The sequence below is a fragment of the Streptomyces sp. NPDC006283 genome, assembly GCF_040613325.1.
Classification (GTDB): domain Bacteria; phylum Actinomycetota; class Actinomycetes; order Streptomycetales; family Streptomycetaceae; genus Streptomyces.
Genome location: NZ_JBEXRZ010000221.1, coordinates 1 through 11,992 on the forward strand (window position 1 = coordinate 1; position 11,992 = coordinate 11,992).

Here is an 11,992-nt window from a genome sequence, read left to right on the forward strand (position 1 = left end):
CATAATAGACCGAGTCGGGGAGCGGGGACCCGCGGGCCCCCGCCGGCCCCGCCGTCGTCACATCCGGGCGCGAACCACCCCAAAGGTGGAACAACGACAGTCATTGCTCGAAGTCACCCTCCGTGATACACAGAGTAACCATGCACACACTCGCACGGACACGGGACGCGCCGCCGCAGGTCAGGGCGGCCGGTTCGGTCATACGTGCGGAGATCGGGTAAAGAGACCCTCCAAGTCGGCATACGCGGGCGGTTTCATCAGCGAAGATAGAACCAGGCCCGTGCCGAGGGGGCGTGGGCGGCGAACAACCCAACAGGGGCGGTGAGTTACATGATCCTGGCAGCCGAAAAAGGCGACATCACCACCATCATCGGCGGAATCGCCCCGAACTGGGGGCCGTTCGGGAGCCTGGGCAACGAAGCTCGAGTGATGATCGAGGTCGTGATGGCCATTGCCATCCTCCTGTGCCTCGGCATCGCGATCTGGGGCGCGGCCAAACAACGCATCGGCGCGACGGCACTTCGCGACACGTTCAGCGCCGAACAGGGCAAGGGCCTGATCGTCGCCGGTCTGACCGGCGTCTTCATCATCGGCTCACTGGGGACCTTGTTCACCATCGTCTACGGGATGGCTGTCTAAGCGCCCGTCAGTCCTCTCCGGGCATGCCCGGGCCCACCGTTCGAGGTTGCGTCTCCCTGATGTCGAGTCACCACACCGCGCCGAACCGGCAAGCAGTACGTCCACCACTGGTTGAGGGGGCCTGGGCGACATGAGCCTCGGCGACGATCACGGCTACGGCGGCGCGCCGGGCGGCCGTACGAGCGAGGACTTCGGCGGCTCGGGCCAGACCCGCACCCGCCTCCCGGGCACCACCGACACCGACGTCTACGGCGGCGCACGGCGCGCCGGACGCGGCAGCTCGCGCTCGCTCATCACGGTGGTGGGTGTGGTGGTCCTGCTGATCGCGGCGATCGCCTTCGCCAACCAGGGCGGGGGCAGCGGGGACGACGGCGCGTCCGGCGAAGCCGGCGGCAAGGGCCCGTCGGCCCAGCCGACGGCCCCGACGGGCGTCCGTCCGGTGAAGGGCGACGCGGGCGGGATCCCGACGGGGTACGCGCGGGACGAGCAGGGGGCGCAGAGCGCGGCGGCGAATTACGCGGTGGCGCTGGGGTCGGACGGCATGTTCGACAAGGTCCGTCGACGGACCATTGTCGAGACCGTCGCCGATGCCGACGCCCTGGAGAGGCTCAAGTCGGGGTTCGACGCCGACTACTCCGACGCCTTCCTCGCTCAGATCGGCCTCAATGCGGACGGCAGCGCCCCGGCCGGTAGCACTTTCGTCAACCGCACCGTGCCCGCTGGCACCAAGGTGCAGAGCTACTCGGCCGAAGCAGCCGACGTGGACGTCTGGTGCATGGGGCTGTTCGGGTTGACCGGCGAGAAGTCCACCAAGCCGGTGACGAGCGGCTGGTTCACGGTAAGCGTCAAGCTGAAGTGGAACGGGTCCGACTGGAAGGTCGTCGAGACCAGCCAGAAGACGGGGCCCACGCCGGTGACGGGCGACAATCCCGTTTCCGGTTCCGAGGAAATCGCTGGAGCAGTAAACGAGTTCGGAGGGTTCACGTATGCCCGTTAACCCTTGCTCACGCCCCCGCATGTTTCTGTCTGCCGTGGTGGCCGTCCAGTCCGCTGCGTTCCTGTTCGCGACCCGGGCGGCTGCCGAGCCGACGCCGAGCCCTGCGCCCAGTGAGACCAATAACCCCTGCGGACTCATCGCAGGCCCCGCCCGCGACTACTGCGAAGACGGGGAAGGCCCCGCCAACCCCGGGCGGTCCCCCCTCGACGACCCCACCGCCGCCCTCGACCCCCTGTCCTCCCTCGCCCGTGGCTGCGCCGACGCCGCCGTGTGGACCATCGGGAAGTTGTCCCAGGCCGTGGAGTCGACCGCGACCGTCGACTTCACGAACCTGACCTTCCTCGCCCACTACGCCATCGTCTTCGCCGCCGCCTCGATCCTCACGATCATCCTGTGGCTGCTGGCCGTCGCCAAGCGGGCGATCCGGGGTGTGCCGTTCATGACCGCGGTCTCGGAGGCGATCGGGTTCCTCTGGCTGACCGTTCTCGCTTCCGCGTTCACGCCGCTCATCCTCTTCACGATCGTTTCCGTGACCGACAGCGTCACGGAGGTCATCGCGGGCGGATCGTCCGATCAGACGGACATGTTCTTCGGGAACTTCGCCGACGCGCTCAAGAAGGGCGACGACATCGGCGGCGGGCCGATCATGCTGATCGTCGTCTCGCTCGTCACGATCCTCGCCGCCGGTGTCCTTTATCTCGAGCTGTTCATCCGTGCCGTGCTGCTGTACGTCGGCGCGCTCCTCGGCGTCGTCGTCTACGCGGGGCTCGTCGACAAGAACATGTGGGGGCATGTCCGCCGCTGGGCCGGGATCATGATCGCGATCATCCTGGTCAAGCCGGTGATCGTCATCGTGCTCGGTCTCGCGGGCGCGCTCTCCGCCGACGACGGGCCGAACTCGTTCTCCGCCGTCGTCTCCGGTCTCGCGATCATCCTCCTCGCCATCTTCGCCTCCGCGATGATCTACCGTTTCGTCCCCGGTTTCGGTGACGAGATCGCCGCGTCCCGCAACAACCGCATCCAGAACGGCGCCGAGGGCAAAGCGGCCGCCGTCATCAGCTCTCCCGCGGCGCTCGTGTCGCAGGGCATCAAGACGCACAGCACCCGTGGCAACCAGAACACCGGCGGGGACGGCGGCGGCGGTTCTCGCCCGGCCAACGCCGTCAGCGGCGGCGTGGCCGCCCACAGCAGCCGTACCCCGCACCCTGGCGCCACCGCGCCCGCGCCGCGTAACAGCGCCCCGACCAGTGGCACCCCGCACAGCAATCGCAACAGCACAGGAGGTGGCCGGCGTTGACGACCCAGTCCCAACCGATCACGCCCCGCCGCACGTACCTCATCGGCCGGGCACGGCCGAATGCGGTCATCGGCAAGAACCGCGAGACCGGCGAGATCGCGCTGATCATCGCCGGCGCGTTCCTCGGCATGATGAGCGGGCTGCTGGTCCCCGTCCTGTCCCTGCGGATCGTCCTGCTGATGGGCTTCCCGATGCTGGCACTCGCCGCCGTGTACGTGCCCTACAAGCAGCGCACCTTCTACAAGTGGTTTGAGATCAACCGCAGCTACAAGCGTTCGCTCCGCGGGGGCCGCACGCTCTACCGCTCCGGTGCCGTCGAGGCGGGCACCCGTCTCGACGGCCGGGAGGTCGAGGTCGGGCCGCCGCCGGGCATCGGCCGTATCAATTGGCTGGCCGCGCCGTTCGGCCCGGACGAGATCGCCGTACTGCTGCACGCCGACCGCCGTACGGTCACCGCCGCGATCGAGATCGAGGGTCCGGGTGTCGGGCTGCGGGACAGCGAGGACCAGGAGGCCCTCGTCGACCGCTTCGGCACCCTGCTGAAGCATGTCGCCAACGGGGACGGTTTCGTGACACGCCTTCAGATCCTGGCTCGTACGCTTCCCGCCGATCCCGACGCGCACGCCAAAGACGTCGCCCAGCGCGGCAACGCCGCGTCTCCCGCCTGGCTCCAGCAGTCCTACGAGCAGCTGCAGTCGATGGTGTCGACGTCCAGCGAGCAGCACCGCGCATACCTCGTCGCCTGTATGCACTACTCCCGCGACCTGGCCGCCGAGGCGCACACCATGGCCCGTGCCGCCCGGCACGCGTCCGGCGCCAAGCGGCTCGACAAGGACGCCGGTCTCGCCGTCGTCATGGCTCGCGAACTCACCGACATCTGCGCCCGGCTCGCGGAGGCCGACATCCGGGTGCGGCAGCCGCTGGGCCAGTCCCGGCTCGCCTCCCTCGTCCACTCCATGTACGACCCCGACCATCCCATCGACCACATCCAGGCGATGACAAAACGGAACGCCTGGCCGGCCGAGCTCGACGCCGTCGAACCCACCTACCTCCAGGCCAAGACCCGCGAGTCGTCGACCCGCGCGCCCTGGTGCCACTCCACCGCCTGGGTGAAGGAGTGGCCGATGACGCCCGTCGGCGTCAACTTCCTTGCCCCGTTGCTCGTCCACACCCCAGATGTGATCCGCACGGTCGCCGTCACCATGGACCTGGAGCCCACCGAGGTCGCCATCGAGCGGATGCTCACGGAGAAGACCAACGACGAGGCGGACGCGAGCCGCGCGGCCAAGATGAACCGGACCGTCGACCCGCGCGACATCGCCGCGCACGGTCGGCTCGACCAGCGGGGTGAAGATCTTGCGAGCGGTGCGGCGGGGGTCAACCTCGTCGGGTACATCACTGTGTCGTCGCGTTCGCCCGAGGCCCTGGCCAGGGACAAGCGCACGATCAGGGCCTCCGCCGGCAAGTCGTACCTGAAGCTGGAGTGGTGCGACCGCGAGCACCACCGGGCCTTTGTGAACACTCTGCCGTTCGCGACCGGCATCCGCCGATAGGGGCCCGTGTGATGCGAGATCCGCTGTCCGTCCTCACGGATGCCTTCACCTCCTTCCTCTTCGGGAAGGTGGAGACCACCCGTCTGCCCGTCCGTACCTCGACGGGCCAGGCACAGGCCGTCTACCTCCCCACCGCCGCGCCCGGCCTCGGCGACTCGGGCGTGATCATCGGCCGTGAGGTCTACAGCGGCAAGGGCTACATCTACGACCCCTTCCAGCTGTACGGGCAGCAGCTGCCCGCCCCGCACTGGCTGGTGCTCGGCGAGTCCGGCAACGGCAAGTCGGCTCTCGAGAAGACGTACGTGCTGCGGCAGTTGCGGTTCCGCGACCGCCAGGTGGTGGTGCTGGACGCGCAGGGCGAGGACGGCGTCGGCGAGTGGAACCTCATCGCGCAGGAGCTGGGAATAACTCCCATCCGGCTCGACCCGATGACCGCCCTCGACGGCGGAATCCGTCTCAACCCGCTCGATCCGTCGATCACCACGACCGGTCAGCTGGCGCTGCTGCGCACCATCATCGAGGTCGCCATGGGCCACGGCCTCGACGAGCGGGCCGGCTTCGCGCTCAAGGTGGCGCACGCGTTCGTCAACGAGAGCATCACCGACCGGCAGCCGGTCCTCACCGACATCGTGGAGCAACTGCGGCACCCCGAGGCCGAGTCCGCGGAGGCGATGAACGTCGACATAGACGACGTACGCGCCTGGGGCCTGGACGTGGCGCTGGTCCTCGACCGTCTCGTCGACGGCGACCTGCGCGGCATGTTCGACGGGCCGACCACCGTCGGCATCGACCTGGACGCGCCGCTGATCGTCTTCGACCTGTCACACATCGACCGCAACTCCATCGCGATGCCGATCCTCATGGCGATCGTGGGCGTGTGGCTGGAGCACACCTGGATCCGCCCCGACCGGAAGAAGCGCATCTTCCTGGTGGAGGAGGCCTGGCACATCATCAACAGCCCGTTCGTCGCACAGCTCTTCCAGCGACTCCTGAAGTTCGGTCGCCGGCTGGGTCTGTCGTTCGTGGCCGTGGTCCACCATCTGTCCGACGTCGTGGACGGTGCCGCCGCGCGGGAGGCGGCGGCCATCCTCAAGATGGCGTCCACCCGGACGATCTACGCGCAGAAGGCCGACGAGGCCCGGGCCACCGGTCGGGTGCTGGGGCTGCCTCGCTGGGCGGTCGAGATCATCCCGACGCTCACGCCCGGTATCGCCGTGTGGGACGTCAACGGCAACGTCCAGGTGGTCAAACACCTGGTGACCGAGGCGGAGCGGCCACTCGTCTTCACCGACCGCGCCATGACGGAGTCCTCGGGCCCCGCTGTGCCCGAGCATGTCCAGGCCGCCGAATGGGAGGCGGAGCAGCGCGCGCAGCTGATCGAACAGCAGCATTTGGACGAGTCGTCAGAGTCGACGGTGGCGTGAGATGTACGAAGGCGGCCGTCACGAACGGGGCCGGGAGCAGCGCGGCGGGCGCGAAGGGGGCGTCCCCGACGGCCTGTTGGTCGGGCTGCTCGGCTTTCTTCTCGGCCTGACGGTGCTGGTCTGGTCGGCGACGGGCCTCGCGGGCCTGCTCGCGCACGGCGCGTGGCCGACCGGCGTCACTTTCACCCACACGCCCACGGCGATGCGGTCACTGGTCTCCGCCCCGCACGACCTGGCCGGCGCCTGGCCCGCCACCCCGCGGGCGGAACTCTCCGGTTACGGGCTGTTCTGGGGGCTGCTGATCGGCCAGTTGATGGTGCTGATCGTGCTGACGGTGTTCACGCTCGGCACGGTGGCCCGCTGGCGCGCGGTCCGCGCAGCGGCACGGGAAGGCAGGGACGTACGCGAGGGGAGGCGCGAGCCGGAGCCGGAACCGTATCGGCCGCGCGTGCCTGACGTACCGGGCATCCAACAGGAGCGTGCCGTCGCGCAGCAGCAGGCGCCTGCCCCCGGCCCGGTCCTGGGCACGGCACTCGAGGCGCCCGACCCGGGCGCCGCGCCCCCGGCCGGCGGACTGCCGCCCGCAGCGCCGCCACCCATAGCGCCGCTCGCCACCGTCCCCGCTCCCCGCGCCCGTACGCCCCGCGTGCTGTACGGCGACCCCGCCACACGGCGCCCCACCGCCCTCCAGGCTCTCCTGGACGCAGAGGGTCCCGCGCTCGTCGTCACCTCCGACCCCACGGTGTGGGCCGAGACCAAGGACGCGCGCGCCAAGCTCGGCCCCGTGCTCGTCTACGACCCCGGGCACCTGTGCGACACACCGGCCCGCCTGCACTGGTCGCCGACCACCCACTGCGAGGACGACCGGTCAGCCGCCGCCCGCGCGGCCGCTCTCCTCGCTCCCGTACGCCCCAGGGCACTCGTCGACGCCGCCATGGCGGACACTGCGGAAACGCTCCTGCGCTGCTGGCTGCACGCCGCGGCCGTGGACGGACGCCCGTTCCGTCAGGTCCACCGCTGGGCCCAGGGCAGCGGCGCCCAGGAGCCCGTCCGCATCCTCCGTACGCACCCCAAGGCCACCGCCGGACTCGCCGGTCTGCTCGAGTCGGCGCTCACCGCGCATCCGCAACGGCGGGAGATCGCCCAGCAGTTGGTGGTCCGCGCGTTCTCTGCGCTCTCCTCGGTCCACATCCGCGAGGCGTGCGCACCGAACCGAACCGATTCGCTCGCCTTGGAATCATTCGTGAAAGAAGCGGGCACCCTTTATGTGGTGGGTGAACCGATCGAGGACCCTCGCACCCACCCCGGAGCGATGCCCCTGTTGACGGCACTCGCCTCAGACGTGGTCGAGCACGGCCGCCGCATGGCCGCACGGTCATCCGACGGTCGGCTCGACCCACCAATGACCCTTGTGCTCGACGACGTCGCGGCCGTCGCTCCGCTCCCCCTGCTTCCCGAACTGCTGGCGACCGGCCCTGGCCGGGGCATGCCCGCCGTCGTCCTGCTCCGCTCCGTCGAGCAAGCCCGCGCCCGCTGGTCCGAGCCGCTGCCGCTGTCCTGAGAGCGCCGGTCCGCCGGGCCGTCCCCCTGGCAGACCGGCCGGGGTGCCGGCCTGCTGCTACCGCCGGATCTCGTACTCGAGTGCCATCTCGTCGTCCGGCACGGGAGCCGTGTCACCGCTCGGGACGAAACCGACCTTGCGGTAGAGCGCCGCCGCCCTCGTGTTGTCCGAGTGGAAGAGCAGCCTCACCCGCTCGACCGGCGGCGACTGACGGTCCCACGACCATTCCAGCGCGGCCCGGAACAACGCCTCCGCCAGCCCGCTGCCGCGCGCCTCCCCCCGTACGAACACCCCCACCACGTGCGTCTGCTCGACCGGTGCAGGCTTCCCGATACGCGACTCGCCTTCGTGCTCGACGAGCACCGACACCGTGCCGTCCCACCGACCGTCCGGAGCCTGTGCGACGAACTGGACGACGTCCACCCCGGCCGCGGCGGCCTGGGTGCGCTCCTGCCAGAAGGAGTCGGGCTGCGCGACGGCCTGCTCGTGCGACTCGTAGAACGCGATCGGGGCAAGGGGGTCCTGAAGGGCCGCGAGTCGAAGGTCCCGGGCCTGGGCCCACTCCTCGGCACGCACGCGCCGGATGACGTATTCCATCCCCTGATACTGGCCCTGACCTGCACCCCTGAGCAATGCCGTTTCCCTGTACTACCCCGGTACTACGCCCGGCGCAGCTCTGCCGACTCCGGTCGGACGCCCGGCCGGCCCCTGCTCCGTAGCGTCGGGGACATGACCAGTCCCCACGGCATCGAAGCCGTCGAACTCACCAAACGCTACGGTGCGAAGACCGTCGTCACGGACCTCACCTTCACCGTCAGGCCGGGCTCCGTCACCGGCTTCCTCGGACCGAACGGCGCCGGCAAGTCCACGACCATGCGTATGCTCCTCGGTCTCGACGCCCCGACCCACGGCCACTCCACGATCGGTGGACGCCCCTACACCGCACACTCGGCGCCGCTCACGGAGGTCGGCGCCCTGCTCGAGGCCCGATCGATCCATCCCGGCCGCACCGCACGCAACCATCTGCTCGCCCTCGCCCACACCCATGGCATCCCAGCCGCCCGTGCCGACGAGGTCATCGGACTGACCGGACTGACCGACGTGGCGGGACAGCGGGTCAAGGGCTTCAGCCTCGGCATGGGGCAGCGACTCGGCATCGCGGCCGCTCTCCTCGGTGACCCGGCGACACTCATCCTCGACGAACCCGTCAACGGCCTCGACCCGGAAGGCGTCCTCTGGATCCGAAACCTGCTGAAATCCCTGGCCGCGGAGGGTCGCACGGTCCTCGTCTCCTCCCACCTCATGAGCGAGATGGCGCTCACCGCCGACCATCTCGTCATCATCGGCCGCGGCCGGCTGCTCGCCGACACGACCGTCGAAGCGTTCGTACGGGACTCCGGCGCGTCGGCCGTGAAGGTGGTCTCCCCCGAGGCCGCCTCACTCGCCGCGCTCCTCGCCGGCCCGGTCACCGACGTCGAAGCGGCCGGTCCAGGCGAGCTGCTCGTCCGCGGTACGGACAGCGGGACAGTCGGCCGCACCGCCGCCGCGCACGGCATCGCCCTCTACGAACTCACCCCCGTCACCGCATCGCTGGAGCAGGCCTTCATGGACCTCACACACGACGCGGTCGAATACCAGGCCGGCCCTGTCGCAGGAGCCGACTCGCTCGAAGGAGCCGCAGCATGAGTACCTACCAGCTGACACCCGCCCGCGTCCTGCGCTCGGAATGGCACAAGATGCGGACGCTGCGCTCGACCTGGGTCACGCTACTGACGGCGAGCTCCCTGACGCTCGGCATCGGTCTGCTCATGGGCGGCACCTACGAATCCGGCGGCGGAGACGGTGACATGGACACCGTCGTACTCACCCTCATCGGGCTGCAGTTCGCGCAGATCGCCTTCGCCGTCCTCGGCATCCTCGTCACCGCGGGCGAGTACTCGACCGGCATGATCCGCGCCTCCATGACCACCGTGCCGCGCCGGCTGCCGGTTCTGTGGTCCAAGGCCGCGGTCTTCGCGGCGGTCACCTTCACCGTCACCCTGGTCACAGCCTTCGTCACCTTCCCCGCCGCGCAGCTCCTCTTCGCGGGCACCGACCAGGAGGCATCGCTCGGCGACCCGGGTGTGGTCCGTGCCCTGGTGGGCAGTTCCGCAGGCCTCACGTTGCTGGGGCTCGTCGCCCTCGGGCTCGGCGCGCTGCTGAGGTCGGTTCCGGGAGCCATCGGCGCGTTCATCGGCGGCGTCATGGTCCTCCCCGAGGTGATCACGATGATCCCCTCCGACCTCGTGGCGGACGCCGTGGACTACTTCCCGGTCAAAGCTCTGGAAGCCCTCACTTCGGCGGGGACCGTGCCAGGCGCCGCGTCTCCGGGCGCGGCACTGCTCGCGCTGGTTCTCTGGGCGGCGGGAACACTGGCCGTCGCCGGTGCAATGCTCAGGCGCCGGGACGTCTGAGCCGGGGGACGTACGAGGATGTGGGAGTGCGCATGGCCCAGCAGAACCACCGACCGAAGCCCGGCCCTCCGCCGGAGGGCTGGTCGACGGGCGCCCAGCCGCTCACACACCGACTGCAACGCCTGACCGCGCGACTGCGCGCCTTCGACAACCGCCGCCCGCTGGTCTGGGACCTTCACGTCACCGGTGCGTTCGTGCTCGCCGCGATGGTGGACGCGACAGGCGGCTGGAGAAACGTCGCCTTCAACCCCGACGTACCGCTGTGGCTCGTCGTCGCGATGAGTTTCGGCTTCTCCGTACCCCTGCTGTGGCGTCGCGGCCATCCGCTCGCCGTGCTGCTGATGATGCTGCCGTTCGCCCTGGCGAACGGCGCGAGCGGCGCCCATCTGCAGGCGTCGTTCCTCCAGATGATCGCCGTCTTCAACATCGCGCTGCGCCTGCCGCTGCGCACCCTGGTCGTCTGCTTCGGCACGGTGCTCGTCCCGCTCGCGGTGGGGGCGACGTGCTACCCGGTGGGAAGTTGGGACCAGCAGTTCGTGCCGATGCTCTACAGCTTCGCCCTCGTTGCGCTGCTGGGCCTCGCGGTGCGCTCCCGACAGGAGTACATGGCCTCCCTGGTCGAGCGTGCCCGGCAGCTCGAGGTCGAACGCGACCAGCAGGCCCGGCTCGCGGCAGCCGCGGAACGCACACGTATCGCCCGGGAGATGCACGACATCATCGGCCACAACCTCTCCGTCATCACCGGCCTCGCCGACGGCGGTTCCTACGCGGCAGCCAACTCCCCCGAACGCGCGGCCCAGGCACTCGAGGCCATAGGCACCACCAGCCGCCAGGCCCTGACAGAACTGCGCCGGCTCCTCGACGTACTGCGCGACGAGACCCCGGCTGCCGCGTCGCTCGCACCACAGCCCGCCCTGACCGACGACCTGGACCAACTCGTCGAGGGCGTGCGCGCGGCGGGCCTTCCCGTGCGGCTCACCGTCGACGGCAGTCCCGACTCACTCGCCGCAGGCCGCCAGCTCGCCGTCTACCGGGTGGTCCAGGAAGCCCTCACCAACACCTTGAAGCACGGCGGACCACGGGCGACGGCGACGGTGGAGGTGGCCTACGGGACCGGTGGCGTGACAGTGACGGTCACGGACACCGGTGCCGGTGCTTCTGCACCATCGGCCGCTGCCGGTCGAGGACTGACCGGGATGCGGGAGCGAACCAGCATGTACGACGGCACACTTGAGGCCGGCCCGCTGCGTCGGCCTCCCGGAGGCTGGCGCGTTCACCTCCACCTCCCGAAGGAACCCGACCAGTGACGACCGTGCTCATCGCCGACGACCAGCCCATGCAGCGCTTCGGGTTCCGGATGCTTCTGGAGAGCCAGGACGACATGACGGTGGTGGGCGAGGCGGGCAACGGGACCGAGGCCGTGCGTTCAGTGGCCGAACTCCACCCGGACGTCGTCCTGATGGACATCCGCATGCCCGGCCTCGACGGCATCGAGGCAACCCGCCGGATCGTCGCCTCCGGCTCCCGCACCCGCGTCCTGATCGTGACGACCTTCGACCTCGACGAGTACGCGTACAAGGGCCTGCGTGCCGGTGCCAGCGGATTCCTCATCAAGGACGCGCTGCCCGAGGAACTCCTCTCGGGCATCCGCGCGGTGGCCGCCGGCGACGCCGTCGTCGCCCCGAGCCTCACCCGCCGTCTCCTCGACACATACGTCCAACATCTCCCGGAGACCGGTCCGGGAGCATCGTCGCCTTCCGTCGTCGACGCACGGCTGGCAAGGCTGACGGAACGGGAGCGGGAAATCCTGACGGTGATCGGCCAGGGCTGGACGAACACGGAGATCGCGAGCCGGCTGCATCTGGCGGAGTCGACGGTGAAGACCCATGTGAGCCGCATTCTGGCGAAGACGGGAGCCAGGGACCGGGTCCAGGCGGTCATCCTGGCGTACGACACCCGGCTGGTGAAAGCGTCCTGAAACGCAGAAAAGCCCCGCACCACGAGGGTGCGGGGCTTTCCCACAATGATTGTTCGGCGGCGTCCTACTCTCCCACAGGGTCCCCCCTGC

11 protein-coding genes are annotated in these 11,992 nt (G+C 69.7%); 10 read left to right on the forward strand and 1 reads right to left on the reverse strand.

Features of this window, described 5'->3' with window-relative positions; translation table 11 throughout:
• Positions 1–330 precede the first annotated feature (330 nt).
• The 6 genes from ABZ070_RS30515 to ABZ070_RS30540 all read left to right on the forward strand — a co-directional run bounded on the left by ABZ070_RS30515 (position 331) and on the right by ABZ070_RS30540 (position 7,471).
• The gene (locus ABZ070_RS30515; protein ID WP_005315450.1) at positions 331–639 is read left to right on the forward strand and encodes a hypothetical protein; all 309 of its coding nucleotides are present in this window, start codon (positions 331–333) and stop codon (positions 637–639) included.
• 130 nt (positions 640–769) lie between these two features.
• Positions 770–1,636 (forward strand): hypothetical protein, encoded by an 867-nt coding sequence (locus tag ABZ070_RS30520; RefSeq protein ID WP_356638568.1) that lies wholly within the window; start codon positions 770–772, stop codon positions 1,634–1,636.
• On the forward strand, positions 1,626–2,933 hold the full coding sequence (locus ABZ070_RS30525; RefSeq protein ID WP_356638569.1) for a hypothetical protein: 1,308 nt from the start codon (positions 1,626–1,628) through the stop codon (positions 2,931–2,933). Before ABZ070_RS30520 ends, ABZ070_RS30525 begins: the two co-directional genes overlap by 11 nt.
• Positions 2,930–4,486, forward strand: coding sequence for an SCO6880 family protein (locus ABZ070_RS30530; RefSeq protein WP_356638570.1), 1,557 nt, complete (start codon positions 2,930–2,932; stop codon positions 4,484–4,486). The genes ABZ070_RS30525 and ABZ070_RS30530 overlap by 4 nt, the downstream gene beginning before the upstream one ends.
• A gap of 11 nt (positions 4,487–4,497) precedes the next feature.
• Positions 4,498–5,910, forward strand: coding sequence for an ATP-binding protein (locus ABZ070_RS30535; protein ID WP_356638571.1), 1,413 nt, complete (start codon positions 4,498–4,500; stop codon positions 5,908–5,910).
• 1 nt (position 5,911) lies between these two features.
• The gene (locus ABZ070_RS30540) at positions 5,912–7,471 is read left to right on the forward strand and encodes a type VI secretion protein (protein ID WP_356638572.1); all 1,560 of its coding nucleotides are present in this window, start codon (positions 5,912–5,914) and stop codon (positions 7,469–7,471) included.
• Positions 7,472–7,528: 57 nt separating this feature from the next.
• Here ABZ070_RS30540 and ABZ070_RS30545 read toward each other — a convergent pair whose 3' ends face one another.
• A complete protein-coding gene (locus ABZ070_RS30545; protein WP_356638573.1) occupies positions 7,529–8,068 on the reverse strand; it encodes a GNAT family N-acetyltransferase in 540 nt (179 codons plus the stop codon).
• Between the two features lie 132 nt (positions 8,069–8,200).
• Here ABZ070_RS30545 and ABZ070_RS30550 point away from each other — a divergent pair, with 132 nt between their 5' ends.
• Genes ABZ070_RS30550 through ABZ070_RS30565 form a run of 4 tightly spaced genes read left to right on the forward strand, consistent with a single transcriptional unit; the run spans position 8,201 to position 11,902 of the window.
• Complete coding sequence (locus ABZ070_RS30550) at positions 8,201–9,157, forward strand: ATP-binding cassette domain-containing protein (protein ID WP_356638574.1); 957 nt, start codon at positions 8,201–8,203, stop codon at positions 9,155–9,157.
• Entirely contained in the window at positions 9,154–9,924 is a 771-nt protein-coding gene (locus tag ABZ070_RS30555; RefSeq protein WP_356638575.1) for an ABC transporter permease, read from the forward strand. The genes ABZ070_RS30550 and ABZ070_RS30555 overlap by 4 nt, the downstream gene beginning before the upstream one ends.
• Before the next feature lie 32 nt (positions 9,925–9,956).
• The gene (locus ABZ070_RS30560; RefSeq protein WP_356638576.1) at positions 9,957–11,231 is read left to right on the forward strand and encodes a histidine kinase; all 1,275 of its coding nucleotides are present in this window, start codon (positions 9,957–9,959) and stop codon (positions 11,229–11,231) included.
• Positions 11,228–11,902 carry a response regulator transcription factor gene (locus tag ABZ070_RS30565; RefSeq protein ID WP_356638577.1) on the forward strand — a complete coding sequence of 225 codons (675 nt, stop codon included), beginning with the start codon at positions 11,228–11,230 and terminating at the stop codon, positions 11,900–11,902. The genes ABZ070_RS30560 and ABZ070_RS30565 overlap by 4 nt, the downstream gene beginning before the upstream one ends.
• Positions 11,903–11,992: the final 90 nt, after the last annotated feature.

Excerpts from the sequence above, each read along its gene's own strand:
- ABZ070_RS30555 (WP_356638575.1), top strand. The coding sequence starts at position 9,154 with ATGAGTACCTACCAGCTGACACCCGCCCGCGTCCTGCGCTCGGAATGG.
- ABZ070_RS30525 (WP_356638569.1), top strand. The coding sequence starts at position 1,626 with ATGCCCGTTAACCCTTGCTCACGCCCCCGCATGTTTCTGTCTGCCGTG.
- ABZ070_RS30520 (WP_356638568.1), top strand. The coding sequence starts at position 770 with ATGAGCCTCGGCGACGATCACGGCTACGGCGGCGCGCCGGGCGGCCGT.
- ABZ070_RS30540 (WP_356638572.1), top strand. The coding sequence starts at position 5,912 with ATGTACGAAGGCGGCCGTCACGAACGGGGCCGGGAGCAGCGCGGCGGG.
- ABZ070_RS30550 (WP_356638574.1), top strand. The coding sequence starts at position 8,201 with ATGACCAGTCCCCACGGCATCGAAGCCGTCGAACTCACCAAACGCTAC.
- ABZ070_RS30515 (WP_005315450.1), top strand. The coding sequence starts at position 331 with ATGATCCTGGCAGCCGAAAAAGGCGACATCACCACCATCATCGGCGGA.
- ABZ070_RS30560 (WP_356638576.1), top strand. The coding sequence starts at position 9,957 with ATGGCCCAGCAGAACCACCGACCGAAGCCCGGCCCTCCGCCGGAGGGC.
- ABZ070_RS30545 (WP_356638573.1), bottom strand. The coding sequence starts at position 8,068 with ATGGAATACGTCATCCGGCGCGTGCGTGCCGAGGAGTGGGCCCAGGCC.
- ABZ070_RS30535 (WP_356638571.1), top strand. The coding sequence starts at position 4,498 with ATGCGAGATCCGCTGTCCGTCCTCACGGATGCCTTCACCTCCTTCCTC.